The organism is Streptomyces rugosispiralis (assembly GCF_024505145.1).
Taxonomy (GTDB): domain Bacteria; phylum Actinomycetota; class Actinomycetes; order Streptomycetales; family Streptomycetaceae; genus Streptomyces; species Streptomyces rugosispiralis.
Window position 1 is genome coordinate 172,843 of the sequence record NZ_JANIAA010000005.1, and the last position, 22,768, is coordinate 195,610.

19 protein-coding genes are annotated in these 22,768 nt (G+C 70.0%); 11 read left to right on the forward strand and 8 right to left on the reverse strand.

The window, feature by feature from the left end; all coding sequences use genetic code 11:
- The first annotated feature begins 2 nt into the window (after positions 1-2).
- The 5 genes from pgeF to NP777_RS11420 all read left to right on the forward strand — a co-directional run bounded on the left by pgeF (position 3) and on the right by NP777_RS11420 (position 3,823).
- A complete protein-coding gene (gene pgeF, locus NP777_RS11400; RefSeq protein WP_256650000.1) occupies positions 3-743 on the forward strand; it encodes a peptidoglycan editing factor PgeF in 741 nt (246 codons plus the stop codon).
- Positions 744-746: 3 nt separating this feature from the next.
- Positions 747-1,466: a YggS family pyridoxal phosphate-dependent enzyme gene (locus NP777_RS11405; RefSeq protein ID WP_256650001.1), complete on the forward strand. Its 720-nt coding sequence runs from the start codon at positions 747-749 to the stop codon at positions 1,464-1,466.
- A 123-nt stretch (positions 1,467-1,589) separates the two neighbouring features.
- A complete protein-coding gene (locus NP777_RS11410) occupies positions 1,590-2,210 on the forward strand; it encodes a cell division protein SepF (protein WP_256650002.1) in 621 nt (206 codons plus the stop codon).
- Positions 2,211-2,292: 82 nt separating this feature from the next.
- Positions 2,293-2,589 (forward strand): YggT family protein, encoded by a 297-nt coding sequence (locus tag NP777_RS11415; protein WP_014060001.1) that lies wholly within the window; start codon positions 2,293-2,295, stop codon positions 2,587-2,589.
- Between the two features lie 49 nt (positions 2,590-2,638).
- Positions 2,639-3,823 (forward strand): DivIVA domain-containing protein, encoded by a 1,185-nt coding sequence (locus NP777_RS11420; protein WP_256650003.1) that lies wholly within the window; start codon positions 2,639-2,641, stop codon positions 3,821-3,823.
- A 300-nt stretch (positions 3,824-4,123) separates the two neighbouring features.
- On the opposite strand, the gene ileS is transcribed toward NP777_RS11420, so the two are convergent.
- Positions 4,124-7,261, reverse strand: a complete 3,138-nt coding sequence (ileS, locus tag NP777_RS11425) for an isoleucine--tRNA ligase (RefSeq protein WP_256650004.1) — start codon at positions 7,259-7,261, stop codon at positions 4,124-4,126.
- 619 nt (positions 7,262-7,880) lie between these two features.
- Here ileS and NP777_RS11430 point away from each other — a divergent pair.
- The 4 genes from NP777_RS11430 (at position 7,881) to NP777_RS11445 (ending at position 10,767) form a co-directional block, all read left to right on the forward strand.
- Positions 7,881-8,621 (forward strand): TraR/DksA family transcriptional regulator, encoded by a 741-nt coding sequence (locus tag NP777_RS11430; RefSeq protein WP_256650005.1) that lies wholly within the window; start codon positions 7,881-7,883, stop codon positions 8,619-8,621.
- A gap of 70 nt (positions 8,622-8,691) precedes the next feature.
- Positions 8,692-9,279: a signal peptidase II gene (gene lspA, locus NP777_RS11435; protein ID WP_256650006.1), complete on the forward strand. Its 588-nt coding sequence runs from the start codon at positions 8,692-8,694 to the stop codon at positions 9,277-9,279.
- An 85-nt stretch (positions 9,280-9,364) separates the two neighbouring features.
- Positions 9,365-10,306, forward strand: coding sequence for an RluA family pseudouridine synthase (locus NP777_RS11440; RefSeq protein WP_256650007.1), 942 nt, complete (start codon positions 9,365-9,367; stop codon positions 10,304-10,306).
- Positions 10,303-10,767, forward strand: a complete 465-nt coding sequence (locus NP777_RS11445; RefSeq protein WP_256650008.1) for a GNAT family N-acetyltransferase — start codon at positions 10,303-10,305, stop codon at positions 10,765-10,767. The genes NP777_RS11440 and NP777_RS11445 overlap by 4 nt, the downstream gene beginning before the upstream one ends.
- Positions 10,768-10,809: 42 nt before the next feature.
- Here NP777_RS11445 and NP777_RS11450 read toward each other — a convergent pair whose 3' ends face one another.
- Positions 10,810-11,949 (reverse strand): mechanosensitive ion channel family protein, encoded by a 1,140-nt coding sequence (locus tag NP777_RS11450; RefSeq protein WP_256650200.1) that lies wholly within the window; start codon positions 11,947-11,949, stop codon positions 10,810-10,812.
- A 132-nt stretch (positions 11,950-12,081) separates the two neighbouring features.
- Between NP777_RS11450 and NP777_RS11455 the strand changes: the two genes are divergently transcribed.
- Complete coding sequence (locus NP777_RS11455; RefSeq protein WP_256650009.1) at positions 12,082-12,672, forward strand: dienelactone hydrolase family protein; 591 nt, start codon at positions 12,082-12,084, stop codon at positions 12,670-12,672.
- 37 nt (positions 12,673-12,709) lie between these two features.
- Here the strand turns inward: NP777_RS11455 and NP777_RS11460 are convergent, their stop codons facing one another.
- The 5 genes from NP777_RS11460 to NP777_RS11480 all read right to left on the reverse strand — a co-directional run bounded on the left by NP777_RS11460 (position 12,710) and on the right by NP777_RS11480 (position 18,597).
- The gene (locus NP777_RS11460) at positions 12,710-14,341 is read right to left on the reverse strand and encodes an alkaline phosphatase D family protein (RefSeq protein WP_256650010.1); all 1,632 of its coding nucleotides are present in this window, start codon (positions 14,339-14,341) and stop codon (positions 12,710-12,712) included.
- 168 nt (positions 14,342-14,509) lie between these two features.
- Entirely contained in the window at positions 14,510-15,337 is an 828-nt protein-coding gene (locus NP777_RS11465) for a thioredoxin domain-containing protein (protein ID WP_256650011.1), read from the reverse strand.
- Between the two features lie 64 nt (positions 15,338-15,401).
- The gene (locus NP777_RS11470) at positions 15,402-16,097 is read right to left on the reverse strand and encodes a hypothetical protein (protein WP_256650012.1); all 696 of its coding nucleotides are present in this window, start codon (positions 16,095-16,097) and stop codon (positions 15,402-15,404) included.
- A 64-nt stretch (positions 16,098-16,161) separates the two neighbouring features.
- Complete coding sequence (locus NP777_RS11475; protein WP_256650013.1) at positions 16,162-17,181, reverse strand: thioredoxin domain-containing protein; 1,020 nt, start codon at positions 17,179-17,181, stop codon at positions 16,162-16,164.
- A gap of 90 nt (positions 17,182-17,271) precedes the next feature.
- Positions 17,272-18,597, reverse strand: a complete 1,326-nt coding sequence (locus NP777_RS11480) for a DUF2252 domain-containing protein (RefSeq protein WP_256650014.1) — start codon at positions 18,595-18,597, stop codon at positions 17,272-17,274.
- Between the two features lie 214 nt (positions 18,598-18,811).
- Between NP777_RS11480 and dnaE the strand changes: the two genes are divergently transcribed.
- Positions 18,812-22,357: a DNA polymerase III subunit alpha gene (gene dnaE / locus NP777_RS11485; protein ID WP_256650015.1), complete on the forward strand. Its 3,546-nt coding sequence runs from the start codon at positions 18,812-18,814 to the stop codon at positions 22,355-22,357.
- Positions 22,358-22,542: 185 nt separating this feature from the next.
- On the opposite strand, the gene NP777_RS11490 is transcribed toward dnaE, so the two are convergent.
- The gene (locus tag NP777_RS11490) at positions 22,543-22,722 is read right to left on the reverse strand and encodes a hypothetical protein (protein WP_256650016.1); all 180 of its coding nucleotides are present in this window, start codon (positions 22,720-22,722) and stop codon (positions 22,543-22,545) included.
- Between the last annotated feature and the right edge of the window lie 46 nt (positions 22,723-22,768).

Here is a 22,768-nt window from a genome sequence, read left to right on the forward strand (position 1 = left end):
ACGTGATAGCGCAACAGCACGACGCGAGCGGCGCGCACTTCGCCTTCACCGACCGGTGGGGCGGGGTGAGCGCCGCTCCGTATGACGAGCTCAACCTCGGCGGGGCGGTCGGTGACGACCCCCAGGCCGTACGGACCAACCGCGAGCTGGCCGCGAAGGCGATGGGCCTGGACCCGGCGGCGGTCGTCTGGATGAACCAGGTGCACGGCCGGGACGTCGCGGTGGTCGACGGACCGTGGTCGGACGGCGAGATCCCGGCGGTGGACGCGGTGGTGACGCGGCGTCCGGACCTCGCTCTGGCCGTCCTCACCGCCGATTGCACCCCGGTGCTGCTGGCCGATCCGGTGGCCGGGGTCGTCGGCGCCGCCCACGCCGGTCGGCCGGGACTGGTCGCCGGAGTGGTTCCGGCGGTGGTGAAGGCGATGACCGAACAGGGCGCCGAGCCCGCCCGGATCGTCGCCCGAACCGGGCCCGCGGTCTGCGGCCGCTGCTATGAGGTCCCCGCGGAGATGCGCGCCGATGTCGCCCAGACGGTGCCGGAGGCGTGGGCCGAGACCAGCTGGGGTACCCCCGCCGTTGATGTGGCGGCCGGTGTGCGGGCCCAATTGGCGCGCGTGGGTGTGCGGATGGCAGGGACGGATGGACAATCTCACATCTGCACGCTGGAGTCGGCGGACCACTTCTCGTACCGGCGCGAGCGCACCACGGGGCGGCTCGCGAGCTATGTCTGGTTGGGCGGCTGAGCTGTGACGGATCGCAAGGCGGAACTGGCCGCGAATCTGGCCCGGGTGGAGGAACGTATCTCTGCCGCCTGCGCCGGGGCCGGTCGCAAGCGCGAAGAGGTGACCCTGATCGTGGTCACCAAGACCTATCCGGCGAGCGATGTCCGTTTGCTCGCGGAACTCGGCGTACGGCATGTCGCCGAGAACCGCGACCAGGAGGCCGCCCCCAAAGCCGCGGAATGCGCGGATCTGCCACTGATTTGGCACTTTGTCGGGCAACTGCAGACCAATAAGGTGCGTTCCGTATCGAGTTATGCCGATGTGGTGCAATCTGTCGATCGCAAGCGATTGGTCGACGCGCTCTCCCGTGCGGCTGTGGGGGCCGCGCGAGAGTTGGGCGTCCTGATTCAGGTCGCGCTCGACGTGGACTCCAGTGACCGGGGAGAGCGCGGAGGGGTGGGACCGGACGGAGTGGAACGGCTCGCCGAATCGGTGGCCGAGGCCGAAGGGCTCCGGCTCGACGGTCTGATGACCGTCGCCCCGCTGGCGGGTCCCTACGAGGGGCGGCCGCGGGCGGCGTTCGACCGGCTGATGGAAATCTCATCCCGCCTGCGCGTGGCCCATCCGGCTGCGAACATGGTCTCGGCGGGGATGAGCTCGGATGTCGAGGAAGCGGTGGCGGCGGGGGCGACACATGTGCGCGTCGGCACTGCGGTACTCGGAGTCCGACCCAGGCTCCGGTAACGTCGCGAAGAAGTCGGACCACAGCAGAAAATATGGTCATTCCCGTCAAAAGGCGGGCGGGCCACGTGGATCCATGGCATCCGGTGGCGGAGCCGATCCACCACAGAGCGGAGGACGCAGAAAATGGCCGGCGCGATGCGCAAGATGGCGGTCTACCTCGGCCTCGTGGAGGACGATGGGTACGACGGCCGGGGGTTCGACCCCGACGACGAGTTCGAGCCCGAGCCGGAGCCGGACCGGGAGCGGGACCGTCGGCGGCATCAGGTGGTGGAGACCGAACCGCGGCCGGAAAGGGGCGAATCCGTGCGAGTCGTCCACCCTCCCGCACAACGCGAACCGGCTCCACTTGCGGTGGAAACCGGGCGACCCGCGCGAATTGCCCCCGTGGCGTCCATCACACCTGAACGTCAGAACTTGGAGAAGAACGCGCCAGTGATCATGCCCAAGGTCGTGTCCGAGCGGGAGCCGTACCGCATCACCACGCTGCACCCCCGGACCTACAACGAGGCCCGTACTATCGGGGAACACTTCCGTGAGGGCACTCCCGTGATCATGAATCTGACGGAGATGGACGACACGGATGCGAAGCGACTTGTCGACTTTGCGGCCGGTCTGGTGTTCGGCCTCCATGGGAGCATTGAGCGGGTGACGCAGAAGGTGTTCCTGTTGTCTCCTGCTAACGTCGATGTCACGGCGGAGGACAAGGCCCGTATCGCAGAGGGCGGGTTCTTCAACCAGAGCTGAGACGCAAAAACGGCAAACCGGCAACACCGAGTCATCCGAGGCCGAAAGGCCGAGTACGAACCAGGGGAGAGGGACGCGCGGGATGGGCATCGCACTACAGGTGATCTACATCGCGCTCTATTGCTACCTGATCGTGCTGATCTTCAGGCTCGTGATGGACTACGTCTTCCAGTTCGCGCGCTCGTGGCAACCCGGTAGGGCGATGGTGGTCATCCTCGAGGCCACCTACACTGTGACCGATCCGCCACTCAAGCTGCTGCGGCGGTTCATTCCGCCGTTGCGTCTCGGGGGTGTGGCGCTCGACCTGTCCTTCTTCGTGCTGATGATCATCGTCTGGATCCTGATCACCGTCGTGAGCAATTTTGCGAGCAGGGTGTGAACGATACGGTCTTGCCGATTGCCGACGACTACGTTGAGGTGAAGTAGAGATGCCGTTGACCCCCGAGGACGTGCGGAACAAGCAGTTCACGACCGTCCGCCTCCGAGAAGGCTATGACGAGGACGAGGTCGATGCCTTCCTCGACGAGGTCGAAGCCGAACTGACCCGGCTGTTGCGGGAGAACGAGGACCTGCGTGCCAAGCTGGCCGCCGCGACGCGTGCCGCGGCCCAGAGTCAGCAACAAGGCATGCGCAAGCCTCCCGAACAGCAGGAGCGGCCGGGCGCACCCGTGCCCGCCGCCATATCAGGACCGCCGCAGCCGGTGCCCCCCGGCCAGCAGCAGATGGGTGGCCCGCCCCAACTCCCGGGCGGAGCCCCGCAGCTGCCGGCCGGCCCGATGGGCCAGAACGGCCCCGGGCCGATGCAGCAGGGTGGTCCCGGCCCGATGCAGCAGGGCGGCCCTGGTCCGATGCAGCAGGGCGGACCCGGTCCCATGGGCCAGAACGGTCCCATGGGTCCCGGCGGTCCCATGGGTGGACCGATGGGCGGTCCCGGTGGCCCGGGTGGCCCCGGCGGTCCTGGCGGCCCGCAGCTGCCGCAGCCGGGGCAGGGCCCGGGCGGCGACAGCGCCGCGCGCGTGCTCTCGCTCGCGCAGCAGACCGCCGACCAGGCGATCGCGGAGGCCCGTTCCGAGGCCAACAAGATCGTCGGTGAGGCCCGCAGCCGCGCCGAGGGCCTGGAGCGGGACGCCCGCGCCAAGGCCGACGCGCTGGAGCGGGACGCGCAGGAGAAGCACCGTGTCGCGATGGGCTCCCTGGAGTCCGCTCGCGCCACGCTCGAGCGCAAGGTCGAGGACCTGCGCGGCTTCGAGCGCGAGTACCGCACGCGGCTGAAGTCGTACCTGGAGAGCCAGCTGCGCCAGCTGGAGAACCAGGCCGACGACTCGCTCGCCCCGCCGCGCACCCCGGCGACCGCCTCGCTGCCGCCGTCCCCCTCGATGAGCGGTTCCATGGCCTCGGCCGGTGCCGGCACGATGGGTGGCCACACGATGGGTGGCAACCAGTCCATGGGCGGCCACAACCAGAACGGTGCAGCGCCGTCCTACGGTGGCCAGCAGCAGATGTCTCCCGCGATGACCCAGCCGATGGCACCGGTGCGGCCGCAGAGTCCGCAGCCGATGCAGCAGGCGCCGAGCCCGATGCGGGGCTTCCTCATCGACGAGGACGACAACTGACGCGGGCCGCGTAGCGACGCGGAGCGTTCGGCAATCGCAAGGGCCGGGTTCCAGGAGCCTCCTCCTGGGACCCGGCCCTTTGCCGTGCGTGCGCGGGCTGTGGGGGCGGGGGCTTTTGCCCTACCCGCAGCATCCGATATGCGGCTCCGCCGCGTGGCGGGGCTCCGCCCCCGCCCCCCGGACGCCCTTCGGGCGTGTCCTCAATCTCCCCCAGCTACCGCTGGGAGGTGCCCCCTGGACGGGCTGAAATCAGGCCGTCCGGCGATTGAGGACCGGGGTCCGGGGCGGAGCCGGCCGACGTTACGCCTTGCGGAGGCGGAAGGTGAGGCCCAGCGGGGCGTCGGTGAACTCGTCGCCGTAGCCTTCCTCGCCGTCTCCGGAGGCGAAGTCCGTCGCGAGGACCTCGTCCGCGATCAGCTCGGCGTGGTCGGCGAGGGCCTGACGCAGCTCCTCGTCGGCCGACCGCCACCGCAGCGCGATCCGGTCGGCCACATCCAGCCCGCTGTTCTTACGGGCCTCCTGGATCAGCCGGATCGCGTCACGGGCGAGACCCGCGCGCCGCAGCTCGGGGGTGATCTCCAGGTCGAGGGCGACCGTGGCGCCCGCGTCGGAGGCGACGGACCAGCCCTCGCGCGGGGTTTCGGTGATGATGACCTCGTCGGGGGAGAGGGCGAGCGTCTCGCCGTCCACCACGACCGACGCGTTCCCCTCGCGCAGCGCGACCGACAGCGCGGCGGCGTCGGCCTCCGCGATCGCCTTGGCGACCGGCTGGGTGCCCTTGCCGAAGCGCTTGCCCAGGGCACGGAAGTTGGCCTTCGCGGTGGTGTCGACCAGCGAGCCGCCGACCTCGCTCAGGGATGCGAGCGAGGAGACGTTCAGCTCCTCCTCGATCTGGGCCCGCAGTTCGGCGCCGAGGGCTTCGAAGCCGGAGGCGGCGACCAGTGCGCGCGACAGCGGCTGGCGCGTCTTCACACCGGACTCCGCGCGGGTCGCGCGCCCCAGCTCCACCAGGCGCCGTACGAGCGCCATCCGCTCCGAGAGGGCCGGGTCGATCATCGACCGGTCCGGCTCCGGCCAGGTGGTCAGGTGCACGGAGGCGGGGGCCTCCGGGGCCACCGGGACGACCAGGTCCTGCCAGACCCGCTCGGTGATGAAGGGCACCAGGGGCGCCATCAGCCGGGTGACCGTCTCGATGACGTCGTGCAGGGTGCGCATCGCGGCCGCGTCGCCCTGCCAGAAGCGGCGGCGGGAGCGGCGCACGTACCAGTTGGACAGATCGTCCACGAAGGCCGACAGCAGCTTTCCGGCCCGCTGGGTGTCGTACGCCTCCAGGGACTCGGTGACCTGCTCGGTGAGCGTGCCCAGCTCGCCCAGCAGCCAGCGGTCCAGCAGCGGCCGCTCGGCCGGGGCCGGGTCGGCCGCGGACGGTGCCCAGCCCGAGGTGCGGGCGTACAGCGCCTGGAAGGCGACCGTGTTCCAGTAGGTGAGCAGCGTCTTGCGCACGACCTCCTGGATGGTGCCGTGGCCCACCCGGCGGGCCGCCCACGGCGAGCCGCCCGCGGCCATGAACCAGCGCACCGCGTCCGCGCCGTGCTGATCCATCAGCGGGATCGGCTGAAGGATGTTGCCCAGGTGCTTGGACATCTTGCGACCGTCCTCGGCCAGGATGTGACCGAGACAGACCACGTTCTCGTATGAGGACTTATCGAAGACGAGCGTGCCGATCGCCATCAGCGTGTAGAACCAGCCGCGGGTCTGGTCGATCGCCTCGGAGATGAACTGCGCCGGGTAGCGCCGCTCGAAGAGCTCCTTGTTGCGGTACGGGTAGCCGTACTGCGCGAACGGCATCGAGCCCGAGTCGTACCAGGCGTCGATGACCTCGGGCACCCGCTCGGCCGTCAGCGAGCAGCCGTCGGCGGTGCAGGTGAAGGTGACCGCGTCGATGTACGGCCGGTGGGGGTCGAGACCGCTCTGGTCGGTGCCGGTCAGCTCGGAGAGCTCGGCGAGGGAGCCGACGCAGGTGAGATGGGACTCGGCGCAGCGCCAGATGGGCAGCGGGGTGCCCCAGTAGCGATTCCGCGACAGCGCCCAGTCGATGTTGTTATTGAGCCAGTCGCCATAGCGACCGGTCTTGACCGACTCGGGATACCAGTTGGTCTTCTCGTTCTCCCGCAGCAGCGCGTCCTTGATCGCGGTGGTGCGGATGTACCAGGACGGCTGGGCGTAGTAGAGCAGCGCGGTGTGGCAGCGCCAGCAGTGCGGGTAGCTGTGCTCGTACGGCACATGCCGGAACAGCAGCCCGCGCGCCTTGAGGTCCGCCGTCAGCGCCTCGTCGGCCTTCTTGAAGAACTGGCCGCCGACCAGGTCGAGGCCCTCCTCGAAGGTGCCGTCCGGGCGGACCGGGTTGACCACCGGCAGCCCGTAGGCCCGGCAGGTCAGCAGGTCGTCCTCACCGAACGCGGGGGACTGGTGGACCAGACCGGTGCCGTCCTCGGTCGTCACATACTCGGCGTTGACGACGAAGTGGGAGTCGGGGATCTCCACCAGTTCGAAGGGGCGCCGATAGGTCCAGCGCTCCATCTCGGCCCCGGTGAAGGACTCGCCGGTGACCGTCCAGCCCTCGCCGAGCGCCTTCTCGACCAGCGGCTCGGCGACGACCAGCTTCTCCTCGCCGTCGGTGGCGACCACATAGCGCACCCCCGGGTGCGCGGCCACGGCGGTGTTGGAGACCAGGGTCCACGGCGTGGTCGTCCACACCAGCAGCGCCGCCTCGCCCGCCAGCGGGCCGGAGGTCAGCGGGAAGCGGACGAAGACCGAGGGGTCGACGACCGTCTCGTAGCCCTGGGCCAGCTCATGGTCGGACAGCCCGGTGCCGCAGCGCGGGCACCAGGGGGCGACGCGGTGGTCCTGGACCAGCAGCCCCTTGTTGAAGATCTCCTTCAGGGACCACCACACCGACTCGACGTAGCCGGGGTTCATGGTCCAGTACGCGCCGTCGAGGTCGGTCCAGAACCCCATCCGGGTGGTGAGCTCGGCGAAGGCGTCGGTGTGCCGGGTGACGGACTCCCGGCACTTGGCGTTGAACTCGGCGATGCCGTACGCCTCGATGTCCTTCTTACCGTTGAAGCCCAGCTCCTTCTCGACCGCCAGCTCGACCGGCAGGCCGTGGCAGTCCCAGCCCGCCTTACGGTCGACGTGGTAGCCCCGCATGGTGCGGAAGCGCGGGAAGACGTCCTTGAAGACGCGGGCCTCGATGTGGTGGGCGCCCGGCATGCCGTTCGCGGTCGGGGGGCCCTCGTAGAAGACCCACTCGGGCCGCCCCTCGGACTGCTCGAGGCTACGGGCGAAGATCTTGTTCTCCCGCCAGAAGTCGAGCACGGCGTGCTCGAGGGCGGGCAGGTCGACCTGGGCGGGCACCTGGCGGTACTGCGGCGTCATCGGGGCTCTTCTTCCTCCGGCGGACACGTGCTCTTCCGTTTCCGTCGGAGGGACGAGAGCCGTGGGCTCCCGCGGTACCACCCTCCTTGACCGGCAGCGGTCGGCTCCCGGCCCCCTCATTGGGATCGCGATGCCGGTTCTACTGACCCAGGGCGGGCGTTCCTCCGGCGGCTCCGGGGTGATCCTTCACATCGCGCTCGCCCCCGGGCTCACACCGTCCCCGGGTCGCTCTGGGCCGCCTACGACGCTACTCGTCCCCATCCACGCCTTTCGCTGCGCCCCAGTGTACGGGGCCGAGGAGACCGGGGCCGACCGAATATGGCACTGCCCGGTCACCGCTGGGGCACTGCGCCGAGTGGGCGACGGCTGGCTCCGGGGACCGACCCGAATGGCCGGACGCAGGGGGCCGCGATCAGGGCCGTCACGCTGGGTGACCGCCGGATGCCGGATCCCGGACGGATTACCGGACGCGGAGTGGGGCACAACGGTGGAGACCGGGTTGTCGTACGGGCAAGCCGGGCGAATCGGGCGGCGTGCCCCGTTGCCGCCCGCTCGGAGTCGATTTATCGTTCCGGAACGATTCGCGCGCAAGATCACAATATGTGAAGGGGCCGCGGCCATGGTGGCGAGAAAGACCACCGTGCAGAAGAGCACGGCGAAGGCGACGAAGGCCGCGCCCGGCAAGAAGAGCGCCTCGGGCAAGAAGGCCGTCAACGAGACCGCGGCACCCGGCAGGGCCGCCGCGCAAGGCGCCGCCAAGGCGGCGAAGAAGAGCGCACCGAGGAAGAAGTCGGAGCCGCCCGCCAAGAAGGCCGAGCCCGCCGACAAGGCGGTGCCCGCGAAGAAGACGGGAGCCAGGAAAGTGGTTGCGAAGAAGACCTCGGGTGGTGCGCCGACCGGCAAGAAGGCCACGACGACCGCGCCGCCCCTGCCCAAGGCCCGTGCGGCGGGCGCCCCCGTCGACCCCGGCGAGCTCGCGGTCCGCCCGGGCGAGGACCCCTGGTCGGCCGAGGAGGTGGACGAGGCGCGTTCCGGGCTGCTGACCGAGGCCGGCCGGCTGCGCACCGAGATCCTCGCCTCCGAGGAGGCGATCACCGGGCTGATGCGCGATTCCGGTGATGGCGCGGGCGACGACCAGGCCGACACCGGAACCAAGAACATCACCCGCGAGCATGAGATGGCCCTGGCCGGAAACGCCCGCGAGATGCTGCTCCAGACCGAGCGCGCCCTGGACCGGCTGGACACCGGGACGTACGGGCTGTGCGAGAGCTGTGGCGACCCGATCGGCAAGGCCCGGATGCAGGCGTTCCCCCGGGCCACGCTGTGCGTCGAGTGCAAGCAGCGCCAGGAGCGGCGCTGACGCCCGTACGTGTGTGCCGTACCCTCGTCCCTCACAGGGGGAGACAGGCCCACGAGGTTGAGGGACTCACGTGACAGAGGCGGAGCAGGCCATCGGTACGCCGGACGCGGGGAAGGCAGAGGGGGGCGCCGGGACCAGCGCCACCGGATCCGATGAGGCCGCGGCGGGCAGGGGGAAGCGGCGCGTCGGAGTGCTCCTCGTGGTCGCGGCGGTGGCCTATCTGATCGATCTGACCAGCAAGCTGGCCGTGGTCGCGAAGCTGGAGCACCACGCTCCGGTCGAGGTGATCGGCACCTGGCTGCAGTTCGAGGTGATCCGCAACCGAGGGGCGGCGTTCGGCTTCGGCGAGGCCATGACCATCGTCTTCACGGTGATCGCGGTCGGCGTCATCGTGGTGATCGCGCGGCTGGCCCGCAAGCTCCACAGCCTGCCCTGGGCCATCGCGCTCGGGCTGCTGCTCGGCGGCGCCTTCGGCAATCTCACCGACCGGATCTTCCGGGCGCCCGGGGACTTCCAGGGGGCGGTCGTCGACTTCATCGCGCCCTCCCACTTCGCGGTCTTCAACCTCGCCGATTCCGCCATCGTGTGCGGTGGCTTCCTGATCGTGATCCTGTCCTTCCGCGGCCTGGACCCGGACGGCACGGTCCACAAGGACTGACACCGGCCGCGCCCTGGGGAGCGGCGTCACGGCCGGTATCCGACGGGCGTGCGAACCGGTGCTCCCGGTCCGGCATACTCGTCGGGTGAGTACGATTCCCGAGATCCGCACCCTGCCCGTACCGGACGGTCTGGAGGGCGAGCGCGTCGATGCCGCGATCGCCCGCATGTTCGGCTTCTCCCGGACCAAGGCGGCCGAGCTGGCCGCCGCCGGAAAGGTGCAGCTCGACGGCAGCGTCGCCGGGAAGTCCGACCGGGTCTCCGGAGGTGCCTGGCTCGAGGTCGAGCTGCCGCAGGCCGCGCCGCCGGTGCGGATCGTCGCCGAGCCCGTCGAGGGCATGGACATCGTGCACGACGACGAGGACATCGTGGTCGTCTCCAAGCCGGTCGGCGTCGCCGCCCACCCCAGCCCCGGCTGGAGCGGCCCCACCGTGATCGGCGGACTGGCGGCCGCCGGTTTCCGCGTCTCCACCTCGGGCGCCGCCGAGCGTCAGGGGATCGTGCACCGGCTGGACGTCGGCACCTCCGGGCTGATGGTCGTCGCCAAGTCCGAGCTCGCGTACTCCGTGCTCAAGCAGCAGTTCCGCGAGCGCACCGTGGACAAGCGCTACCACGCGCTGGTCCAGGGCCACCCCGACCCGCTGAGCGGCACCATCGACGCCCCGATCGGCCGCCACCCCCAGCACGACTACAAGTGGGCGGTGACCGCGGACGGCAAGCCGAGCGTCACCCACTACGACCTCATCGAGGCGTTCCGGGCCGCGAGCCTGCTGGACATCAAGCTGGAGACCGGCCGCACCCACCAGATCCGGGTGCATATGGCGGCCCATCGCCATCCCTGCGTCGGCGACCTCACCTACGGCGCGGACCCGACGCTCGCCAAGCGGCTGAAGCTGACCCGGCAGTGGCTGCACGCCGTGCGGCTCGGCTTCGAGCACCCCGCACACGGCGGATGGGTCGAGTTCGAGAGCGCCTACCCGGACGATCTGCGCGGGGCGCTGGACATCGTGAAGGCGGAGAGCGCGTGATCGAGGTCGTGGCCGACGGGGACCTGTCCGGCTGCTTCGCGGTCCGTCGCGAGGTCTTCGTGGTGGAGCAGCGGATCCCCGAGGAGGAGGAGATGGACGCGTACGACGCGCACGCCGTCCACCTCCTGGCCACCGACGGCGGGGGCCGCCCGGTGGGCACCGTCCGCTTCCTGCACGGCGCTGCCGCCGACAAGAAGTACGGCCATGCCGGTGTCGACGGTGCCACCACCGCCGTGCTCGGCCGCCTCGCGGTGGCCGGGGCCGCGCGGGGCGCGGGGCTGGGGGCCGACCTGGTCCGGGCCGTCGAGGCGGAGGCCCACCGGCGCGGTCTGGCCGAGGTCTATCTGGAGGCCCAGACCCATGCGCTCGGCTTCTACGAGCGGCTGGGCTACGAGGCGTTCGGCCCCGAGTTCGACGAGGGCAGCGGCATCCCGCACCGGGCCATGCGGCGGTCGCTGTAGCGACCGGGCGACGGCGGTCGCCGCGGTGGCGGGCCGCCGGGCTCACCCTGAGTGCCGGGCGTCCTTGCGCAGCCCGTCCTCGAAGCGGGCGAAATGGTCGTGGCGCTCCCGGCGGCGCTCGCTCTCCAGCAGCGTCTGCGGGGCCTGGACGGCCGAGGCGGTGGCGATGCGCGGCAGCGCGTACGGATGGGCGTCCCGCAGCCACGTGATCATCTTCTCGCGCACCTCACAACGCACGGTCCACGCGTCGTCCGGGTCCCGCGCCGTGATGAGCGCCCGCACCATGATGGTGCTCGGGGTGGTGTCCGTCACCACCAGGTTCCAGTCCCGGCCGTCCCAGGCCGGAGACTTCTGCACGATCTCGCGCAGGTGCTCCCGCATCTCCTCGATGGGCGCGGCGTGGTCCAGGTGGAAGTAGACCGTGGCCACCTTCTGGGTGCCGCCCCGCGACCAGTTCTCGAACGGCTTGTTGGTGAAGTACGACACCGGCATGGTGATCCGGCGCTCGTCCCAGGTCCGTACGGACAGGAAGGTCAGCGTGATCTCCTCGACCGTGCCCCACTCGCCGTCCACGACCACCGTGTCGCCGATCCGCACCATGTCGCCGAAGGCGATCTGCAGCCCCGCGAAGAGGTTCCCCAGCGTGGGCTGGGCGGCCACACCGGCGACCACACCGAGGATTCCGGCGGACGCCAGCATGGAGGTGCCGACCGTGCGCATCGTCGGGAAGGTCAGCAGCATGGCGGAGGCCGCCACCACGCCGACGATCGCGGCCACCACCCGCTGGATCAGCGTCACCTGGGTGCGCACCCGGCGCACCCGGGCGGGGTCGTGGGCGCTGGAGGAGGCGTAGCGGAAATAGGAGGACTCCACCACGGCCGAGGAGACCCGCACCATGAGCCATGCCGTGGCCGCGATGAGCACCAGCGCGAGCAACTGGCCGATCGCCGACTCGTGCTCCTGGACGACCCTCGCCCGGGTCTTGTCGTACGAACCGCTCAGCAACGCCGTGCACACCGTCACCTGAAGCGGGAGCCGGCAGCGGCGCAGATGGCCCCACAGGGGGGTCTCGGGATGCCGGGCATCGACCCTCCGCAGCAGCCAGTCGACGGCCCAGCCGATGAACAGCGTTATGGCCAGTGAGCCGCCGATGACGACGAGCGGACGCAGCACGTCCTCCATGGACACCTACCTCATCCTTCCCCAGGGGAGACTCCAGGGTGTCCTGTCCCGCCTTCCCCGGATCAGGTGCCCTCAGACTGTGACTGGCACGATAGGAGGGGGCGACCCACGGAAAGTGAAACGGGAAGGAAAGTGACGGCGGTGGCCGATACCTCGACGATTGTGCTGTTCCACTCCGCGTACGGGCTGCGGCCCGCCGTGCACGAGGCGGCCGGCCGGCTGCGCGCGGCCGGGCATGAGGTGGTCGTGCCGGACCTGTACGAGGGGGAGACGGCCGAGACCGTCGAGGACGGCATGGTGATCAAGGAGCGGATCGGCCGCGACGAGCTGCTGAAACGGGCCATCACCGCCGCCGCGCCGTACTCGGACCGCGGGCTGGTCTACGCCGGGTTCTCGCTCGGCGGCTCCCTCGCGCAGAATTTGGCGCTGGCCGACGACAAGGCGCGCGGACTGCTCCTGCTGCACGGCACCTCGGACATCGCCGACGACGCCACGGCCGACGATCTGCCGGTGCAGCTGCATGTGGCCGACCCCGACCCGTTCGAGCCGCACGACTGGCTCAACGCCTGGTATCTGCGGATGCGGCGGGCCGGTGCCGATGTGGAGGTCTTCCGCTACGGCGGGGCCGGGCACATCTTCACCGACCCCGAGCTGCCGGACTACGACAAGGAGGCCGCCGAGGCCACCTGGCGGGTGGCGCTCGGCTTCCTGGCGAGTCTGTGAGCCTTTATCGGCGCACGGGTGAGTCCTTCGCGCGGGGTCAACGCACCGGTGCGTCGGCGCGCTCGACCTTCTGGCTGCCCGCCTGGGTGCGGTACGACCGCGTCCAGGCGCTCGTGGCGTGCGGATCGGTCCGGTCGGAGACGGTGTAGTAGTCCATCTGGGCCCGCCGGGGGGTGACATCGAGCACGCCGTAGCCGTGCGAGTCCATGTCCACCCACTTCACATGGCGGTTGGCGGCCCTGATCGCGGCGGCCGCGGCCAGGGACACGGTCTGCGGTGCCACGTGGAGCAGATCGTCGAGGTTGTCCGAGGTCACCGAGGTGACCACGAACTCGGTCGCGGCCGACCGGGAGAGCGGATAGGTGGCGGCCTTCACCGGTACGTCGTTGGCCCACGCCATATGGATGTCACCGGTGAGGAAGACCGTGTTGCCGATCCCGTGGTCGGTGAGGTGGGCGAGCAGCTCGCGCCGGTCGTCCGTGTAGCCGTCCCACTGGTCGGTGTTGATGGCCAGCCCGCCCTTGGGCAGCCCCAGCAGCTCGGCCAGCGGGCCCAGCAGCTCGGCGGGGAGGGCCCCGAAGGCGACCGGTGAGATCATCACCGAGTTGCCCACCAGCCGCCAGGTGGTGTCCGAGGCGGTCAGGCCCGACTTCAGCCAGTCGAGCTGGGCGCGCCCGGTCAGGGTGCGCTCCGGGTCGTCCACGTCCGCGCTGCCGGTGGACGCCTGCTGGGAGCGGAACGAGCGCAGGTCGAGCAGGTGGAGATCGGCGAGGTTGCCGTAGCGCAGCCGCCGGTAGGTGGTGCCCTGGGTGGAGGGGCGCACCGGCATCCACTCGAAGTACGCCTGCTTGGCGGCGGCCACCCGCTGGGCCCACGCCCCCTCGGTGCCGGGCGTGTGGTTCTCCGCCCCGCCGGACCAGGCGTCGTTCGCGAACTCGTGGTCGTCCCAGATCGCGATCAGGGGGAGCGCGGCGTGCAGCGCCTGGGCGTCGGGGTCGGTCTTGTAGTTCCCGTGCCGGACGCGGTAGTCGGCGAGCGTGACGATCTCGTGGGTGGGGGCGTGCGGGCGGACGGCGTACCTGGCCTCCGGGTACTCGCCGCTCTTGTACTCGTAGATGTAGTCGCCCAGATGGAGCACCGCGTCCAGATCGGTGCGGGCGGCCAGATGGCGGTACGGGGAGAACCAGCCCGCCTCCCAGTTGGCGCAGGAGACCACGCCGAAGCGCACCCCGTCGGTCGCGGCGTCGTGCGCGGGGGCGGTGCGGGTGCGCCCCACGGGGGAGCGGACGCCGCCGTCCACGCCGAAGCGGTAGAAGTAGCCGGTGGCGGGCCGCAGCCCGCGCACATCGGCCTTGACGGTGTGGTCGGTGTCGGCGGCGGCCTTGACGGTGCCGTGGGCGACGACCGAGCGGAAGTCCCGGTCCTCGGCGACCTCCCAGGTCACCTCGGTGGCGGGGCCGAGCCCCGAGCCGGGCACGGCGTCGGGGGCGGGCGTGATACGGGTCCACAGCAGGATCCCGTCGGGCAGCGGGTCGCCCGAGGCGACGCCGTGCAGGAAGGCGGGTCCGGAGGCGGCGGTGGCGGTGGGGCCCGGGACGAGGGGCAGCACGGCCGCGGCGGCCGCCGCGGCCGTGACGGCGCTTCGGCGCGATATGTGGAGGTCGGTCACGGCCGAGGAGATTACTGACAAGTAGCCCTTGGGGACAGAGGGCTTGGGGGATGTTCGCCCACCCGTCGCCGCCAGGTCACCACGGCCGTGGCCCACCGGGGCGGAACGCCGTCGGCGGGCGCGCCCTCGAGGGCACGCCCGCCGACTCGGCCCGAGAAGGGCCGGACGCTACTTCTCGAGGTTCTGCTTGACGAGCGGGGTGAACTGGTCCGGGGTCATCGGCGGGTTGCCGCCCACCTCCAGCTTCTTCCCGTTCAGCTTGAAGGACGGGGTGCCGGTGACGTCCTTGGTGTCGTTGAACGACTTGGACATGGCCAGCGCCCACCGGTCGTAGGTGCCGTTCTTCACGGCCTTCTCGAAGGCCGTGTTGCCCTTCAGCTCCTTGACCTGCTGGGCGATGTCGATCAGCTTCTGGTTGTTCGCGAAGGCGTCATCGGTCTCCTGCGGGTGGTTCTTCGGCGCGTACAGCGCCTCCTTGTAGTCCAGGAACGCCTGCGGGCTGACGTTGAGGGCCGCGCCGAGCGCGCTCAGCGCGTTCTTCGAGCCGGCGCCGGGCTGCTGCTTGTTGTCGTCGAGGAAGGTGCCCATGGTGAACTGCGCCTTGTAGGTGCCGTCCTTGATGTCCTTGAGCACGGTCGGGCCGGTGAGCTTCTCGAACTGGGCACAGACCGGGCAGCGCATGTCCTCGTAGACGTGCAGGGTGTTCTTGGCCTTCTTGTCGCCGATGACGATCGTCGTGCCCTGGGGGCCGGTGGCGTTGGCGGGCTTGGCGAACGTCTTCTTCTCGGCCGCCGACCGCCACTTCTGATTGGCGTCGTCCGAGTTCATGTTGGTGACGGCGTAGCCGATGCCGCCGGCTATCGCGAGGACCGCGACGACCGCGCCGCCGACGAACAGCTGGCGCCGCGTCCGGTCCTTCTTGGCCTGGCGCTCGCGCTCGGCGCGCAGCCGTTCGCGCGCGGCCTGCTTGTTCTGCTTGCTGTTGCGATTGCTCATGATGGTTCGATCTCCGTGGGTGTGCGTCGTCTGTGATGCGTACGGGGGGTGTGGAGCGCTGTGCTCAGGCAGCGGCCGAGCGGGGCGGTCCACGACGCACCACGGAGTGCACGAGGAGAGGGAGGGCCGGCGCCGGGAGCACCGGCCGTACGGGCCGCGGGGCCCGGCGGTGGGGCAGCAGGGCCACCGCGTGGACCGCGACGGCCAGCAGCAGCGGCCGGAAGGCGAAGGCCGCCAGGGAGACCAGCAGACGGCTCAGGGCGGCCTCGCCGCGCCGCAGCCAGGCCGCGGCGATCAGACCCACCGCGATATGCGCGGCGAGCAGCAGCCAGGGGGTGGCGGAGCTGACGGCGGCCGCCAGCGGGGTGGTGACGCCGTTCTGGGAGATCCCGGGCAGCGGACTGCCGAGGTCGCCGCCACACAGCACGGTGACGCCCATGGAGCGCAAGGAGCCCGCCACCGGGCCGCCGGACTGTCCGTAACACGCCTGCTGGCCGGTGGTGAAGATCGTGTCGGCGGCCAGCTCCAGCGGGATCATCAGGGCCGCTATGGACCAGAAGCCCCGCTCCCGGCCCGCGAGGGCGTACGCGACGGCGAAGACGGCCACCGCGAGCCCGGCGACGGTGCCCAGCGGCAGCGGGGCCCGCGACAGCAGGACATGCGAAGCCGAGGACAGCGTGACGCACAGCGCGGTGAAGAGCGCCGCGCGCACTGCCCTCAGCTGCGGTCCGGTGCCGTCCATGACTTCGAATTCTGCCATGAACGGCTGTAGGGACCATGTGAAGAATTGGCCCGCCGGCCGGCTACCCGTTTGACCTGCCGGTTCACCCCTTGAGCTGCTTGTCCACCGCTTCCGTGAACTCCGTCCCGGTCGCGGGGGCGGAGCCGCCACCGCCGGTCAGCGGGGAGCCGTCGAGCTTGACGGTGGGAGTGCCGTTCACCCCGGAGGCGTCGAAGCTGGCGATCATCTTCTTCGCCCAGGGGTCGTAGGTGCCCGCGCGCAGAGCCTCCCGGAAGGAGGCGTTCGTCTTGAGCGCGTACACCTCCTGGGAGACGGTCAGCAGCTGGTCGTCGTCGGCGTAGGAGTCCTTGCTCTCCTCCGGGTGGTTCTTCGACGACATCAGGGCGGCCTTGTAGTCGAGGAAGGCGTCGGGGCTCACGTCCAGCGCCGCCCCGAGGGCGCTCAGGGCGTTCGCGGAGCCGCTGCCGCCCATGTTCTTGTCGAGGATGGCGGCGAAGTGGAACGAGACCTTGTACTTGCCGGCCTCGATGTCCTTGGCGATGGTCGGTCCGACCGCCTGGTCGAAGGAGGCGCACGGCGGGCAGCGCACGTCCTCGTAGACATCGAGGGTGTGTCCCGCGTCGGCCTCGCCGATCACCACGGTGGTGCCGCTCGGACCGGAGCTGTGGGCGGGCGTGACCAGGTTTCCCGGGCCCTGTGAGCCACCACCTGAGCCGTCCGGGCCCTCGGAGCCGCCGGAACCGCCCGGCCCCGGCACTCCCGGCGGGCCCTGGGCGACATCGTCCGGCGAGCCGCCCCGGGAACCCTTGTCGTCATCCGTGAACACGAGCACGCCCGCGACCACCGCGGCGGCCACCGTCACCGCGATGACGGCCGTAAGGCCGGCTTTGCGCTGTCGGTCCGCCGGGTCGGGGACGCCGCCCCAGGGCCCTGGGGCGCCGCCCCAGGGCCCGCCACCCGGGCCGGGCGGTGGGCCCTGGGGCGGCGGGGGAGCGGGCGGGAAGCCCGGAGGCTGATCCGGGGGCGGCGGATGACCCGGCTGCTGGTACGGATTCTGCTGCGGGTCTCGCTCGCCCCCCGGCGGCTGCTGTCCAGGCCACATGACCGTCAACGATAGGGGGACGAGCGCATCCCGGCCATGGCCGGGGTGGCGATCAACGACCCCGGGGGACGGGCGCCCCCGGGGAGGCGATCAGAGGCCGGGGATCCGGCCGTTGCGGAAGAGGTCCACGAAGATCTGGTGGTCGGCGCGGGCGCGGGCGCCGTAAGAGTGCGCGAAGTCCACCAGGAGGTCGGCGAAGCCGTCCTCGTCGGCGGCGATCACCGCGTCGATGGCGCGCTCGGTGGAGAACGGCACCAGCGAGTGGCCGCTCTGGTCGTCCGCGGCCGCGTGCATGGTGGCCGTGGCCCGGCCCAGGTCGGCCACGACCGCCGCGATCTCGGCCGGGTCGTCGATGTCGGACCAGTCCAGGTCCACCGCGTACGGCGACACCTCGGCGACCAGCTGTCCCGCCCCGTCCAGCTCGGTCCAGCCCAGCCACGGGTCGGCGTGGGCCTGGAGCGCACGCTGGGAGATCACCGTGCGGTGGCCCTCGTGGTGGAAGTACGCCCGCACCCGCTCATCGGTGATGTGCCGGGAGACCGCCGGGGTCTGCCCCTGCTTCATGTAGATCACCACATCGTTCTCCAGGGCGTCGCTGTTGCCCTCCAGAAGGATGTTGTACGAGGGGAGCCCGGCGCTGCCGATGCCGATGCCCCGGCGGCCCACCACGTCCTTGACGCGGTAGGAGTCCGGGCGCGAGAGACTGGACTCGGGGAGCGTCTCCAGATAGCCGTCGAAGGCGGCCAGGACCTTGTAGCGGGTGGCCGCGTCCAGCTCGATGGACCCGCCGCCGGCCGCGAAGCGGCGCTCGAAGTCGCGGATCTCGGTCATCGAGTCCAGCAGCCCGAAGCGGGTCAGCGAGCGGGCGTCACGCAGCGCGTCCAGCAGCGGGCCCTCCGCGGTCTCCAGGGTGAAGGGCGGCACCTCGTCGTTCTTGGCGCCGGTGGCCAGGGCGTGGATGCGCTCGCGGTAGGCGCCGGCGTACGTCCGCACCAGCTCGGTGATCTTCTCGTCGCTGAGCGCCTTGGTGTAGCCGATGAGCGCCACGGAGGCGGCGAAGCGCTTGAGGTCCCAGGTGAAGGGGCCGACGTACGCCTCGTCGAAGTCGTTCACATTGAAGATCAGCCGGCCGTTGGCGTCCATGTAGGTGCCGAAGTTCTCGGCGTGGAGGTCGCCGTGGATCCACACCCGGCTGGTGCGGTCGTCCAGGTACGGCCCACCGGAGCGCTCCCGCTCCACATCGGAATAGAACAGGCAGGCGGTGCCGCGGTAGAACGCGAACGCCGAGGCCGCCATCTTCCGGAACTTGACGCGGAAGGCGGCCGGGTCGGCGGCGAGCAGCTCGCCGAAGGCGGTGTCGAAAACGGCGAGGATGTGCTCGCCGCGCTGTTCCGCCTGGGTCTGCTGGGTCGACATCGCGGAACGCCTCCTGGGGCATGAGAGAGATGATCGGTGGGGCAGATACGACAGGGTATGTTCCGTCCCGCCGGGCGCGCGGGAAGACCGGATGACCCGTCGGGATCAACGCCCGAGGCTACTCGCGAGTGCCCGGCTCTTGTCAGTGCGGAGGGGTAACCTTCGGAGCTGTCTCGCCCTGCCGTCATCGATTGTTCGCCGGAGGTCTTCCACCGTGACCAAGCCGCCCTTCACGCACCTGCATGTCCATACCCAGTACTCGCTGCTGGACGGTGCGGCGCGGCTCAAGGACATGTTCAACGCGTGCAATGAGATGGGCATGACCCACATCGCCATGACCGACCATGGCAACCTCCACGGCGCGTATGACTTCTACCAGCAGGCGACGGGCGCGGGGGTCACCCCGATCATCGGCATCGAGGCGTATGTGGCCCCCGAGTCGCGGCGCTACAAGCGCCGGGTGCAGTGGGGCCAGCCGCACCAGAAGCGCGATGACGTCTCCGGTTCCGGTGGTTACACCCACAAGACCATCTGGGCGTCGAACAAGACCGGTCTGCACAACCTCTTCCGGCTCTCCTCGGACGCCTATATGGAGGGCTACTTCGTCAAGTGGCCGCGGATGGACAAGGAGACCATCGCCCAGTGGTCCGAGGGCCTGATCGCCTCCACCGGCTGCCCCTCGGGCGAGCTCCAGACCCGGCTGCGGCTCGGCCAGTTCGACGAGGCGCTGAAGGCCGCCTCCGAGTACCAGGACATCTTCGGCAAGGACCGGTACTTCCTGGAGCTGATGGACCACGGCATCGAGATCGAGCGCCGGGTCCGGGACGGGCTGCTGGAGATCGGCAAGAAGCTGGACATCCCGCCGCTGGTCACCAATGACTCGCACTACACCTACTCCCGCGAGTCCGTGGCGCACGACGCGCTGCTATGCGTCCAGACCGGCAAGAACCTCTCCGACCCGGACCGGTTCCGCTTCGACGGCACCGGCTATTACCTCAAGTCCACGGACGAGATGTACGCCATCGACTCCTCGGACGCCTGGCAGGAGGGGTGCCGCAACACCCTCCTGGTGGCCGAGCAGATCGACAACACCGGCTGGTTCGAAAAGCGCGACCTGATGCCCCGGTTCGACGTGCCCGAGGGGTACACCGAGGTCACCTGGTTCCAGGAGGAGGTCCGCAAGGGGATGGCCCAGCGCTTCCCCGGCGGCGTCCCCGAGGACCGGCAGAAGCTCGCCGAGTACGAGATGGACGTCATCATCCAGATGGGGTTCCCGGGCTACTTCCTCGTGGTCGCGGACTTCATCATGTGGGCCAAGAACAACGGCATCGCGGTGGGCCCCGGCCGAGGCTCCGCGGCCGGTTCGATCGTCTCGTACGCCCTGGGCATCACCGACCTCGATCCGGTCGAGCACGGGCTGATCTTCGAGCGGTTCCTCAACCCCGAGCGCGTGTCCATGCCCGATGTCGACATCGACTTCGACGAGCGCAGGCGCGGCGAGGTCATCCGGTACGTGACCGAGAAATACGGTGCCGACAAGGTCGCCCAGATCGGCACCTACGGCACCATCAAGGCCAAGAACGCCATCAAGGACTCCGCCCGGGTGCTCGGCTATCCGTACGCGATGGGCGACCGCATCACCAAGGCCATGCCCGCCGACGTCCTCGGCAAGGGCATCCCGCTCTCCGGCATCACCGACGAGAAGCACCCCCGCTACAGCGAGGCGGGCGAGGTGCGCGGGATGTATGAGAACGAGCCGGATGTGAAGAAGGTCATCGACACCGCGCGCGGAATCGAGGGCCTGGTCCGGCAGATGGGCGTGCACGCCGCCGGTGTGATCATGTCCAGCGAGACGGTGACCGACCATGTGCCCGTCTTCTCGCCGAAGAACGACGGCCAGGTCGTGACCCAGTGGGACTACCCCACCTGTGAGTCCCTCGGCCTGCTGAAGATGGACTTCCTGGGGCTGCGCAACCTCACCATCATGGACGACGCCGTCAAGATGGTGCGCGCCAACAAGGGCGTCGACCTGAAGATGCTCGATCTGTCCCTGGACGACCCCAAGACCTTCGAACTCCTCTGCCGCGGTGACACCCTGGGCGTCTTCCAGTTCGACGGCGGCCCGATGCGCTCCCTGCTGCGCATGATGAAGCCCGACCACTTCGAGGACATTTCCGCCGTCTCGGCCCTCTACCGGCCGGGCCCGATGGGCATGAACTCGCACATCAACTACGCGCTGCGGAAGAACGGCCAGCAGGAGATCACCCCGATCCACCCCGAGCTGGAGGAGCCGCTCAAGGAGGTCCTGGGCATCACCTACGGCCTCATCGTGTACCAGGAGCAGGTGCAGAAGGCCGCCCAGGTGCTCGCGGGGTACTCGCTCGGACAGGCCGACCTGCTGCGCCGCGCGATGGGCAAGAAGAAGCAGGAGGTCCTCGACAAGGAGTTCGTGCCCTTCCAGAAGGGCTGCCGCGAGCGCGGCTACTCCGACGAGGCCATCCAGGCGGTGTGGGACGTGCTGGTCCCGTTCGCCGGATACGCGTTCAACAAGGCGCACTCCTCCGCGTACGGCCTGGTCACCTACTGGACCGCGTACCTCAAGGCCAACTACCCGGCCGAGTACATGGCGGCGCTGCTCACCTCGGTCCGCGACGACAAGGACAAGTCGGCGGTCTATCTGAACGAATGCCGCCGCATGGGCATCAAGGTGCTGCCGCCGAACGTCAATGAGTCCGAGGCCAACTTCACCGCCCAGGGTGACGATGTGATCCTCTTCGGTCTCACGGCGGTCCGTAACGTCGGTCAGAACGTGGTGGAGGCGATCATCCGCGGCCGTAAGGCCAAGGGGAAGTACGCCTCGTTCCCGGACTACCTGGACAAGGTCGAGGCGGTCGTCTGCAACAAGCGCACCACCGAATCGCTGATCAAGGCGGGCGCCTTCGACGAGATGGGCCACACCCGTAAGGGGCTCACGGCGCACTACGAGGCGCTGATCGACAATGTTGTCGCCGTCAAGCGCAAGGAGGCCGAGGGGCAGTTCGACCTCTTCGGCGGCATGGGCGGCGACGGCGGGGACGGCGACGGGCCGGGCTTCGGCCTCGACGTCGAGTTCTCGGACGTCGAATGGGACAAGACCTATCTGCTGGCCCAGGAGCGGGAGATGCTGGGCCTGTATGTCTCCGACCATCCGCTGTTCGGCATCGAGCATGTGCTGAACGAGAAGGCGGACGCCGCGATCTCCGCGCTCACCGGCGGCGAACACGCGGACGGCGCGATCGTCACCATCGGCGGCATCATCTCCGGCCTCCAGCGCAAGATGACCAAACAGGGCAACGCCTGGGCCATCGCCACCGTGGAGGACCTGGCCGGCTCCATCGAGTGCATGTTCTTCCCGGCCACCTATCAGCTCGTCTCCACCCAGCTCATCGAGGACGTGGTCGTCTTCGTCAAGGGGCGGCTGGACAAGCGCGAGGACGTGCCCCGGCTGGTCGCCATGGAGCTGATGGTCCCCGATCTGTCCGAGGCGGGCGCCAACGCGCCCGTGACGATCACCATTCCCACGGTCAAGGTCACCCCGCCGCTGGTCGAGAAGCTGGGCGAGGTGCTCACCCACCACCGGGGCTCCACCGAGGTGCGGATCAAGCTCCAGGGGGCGCGGAAGACCACCGTGCTGCGGCTCGACCGGCACCGTGTCACCGCCGACCCGGCGCTCTTCGGTGATCTCAAGGTGCTGTTGGGGGCGTCCTGCCTGGCCGGGTGACCGCCCGGCCCTGACGAACGGCGGCCGCCCGGCCTGGCGGAAGCAGAGGCCATCCGGCTCCGACGAAAGCGGCGACCGGCGAGAACGCACAAAACGCCCAAGGGGCGCGCCCGTGTCGGGCGCGCCCCTTGGGGCCGTGTCGCGCGCCCCGCCACCGCGGTGGCCCAGCGCCGGTGCGCGGTGCGTCAGTTGTGGCCGAAGCTCTTCTGCCGGTCCTTGCGCGGCGTCGAGGGGCTGCCCTCCGACCGCATCGCCTGCGACTGCCCGTCCACCGAGGACTGCTGGTCGGCGGGGCGGTCGGCCATGCCGTGCTCCTGACGCCGCTCCTGCTGCTGCTTGCGATCGCGGTTCTTGTTCTTGCCCATGGTGGTGTTCCTCCAGTTGGGATCAGCCCCCCGGTGAAGGGCCCCC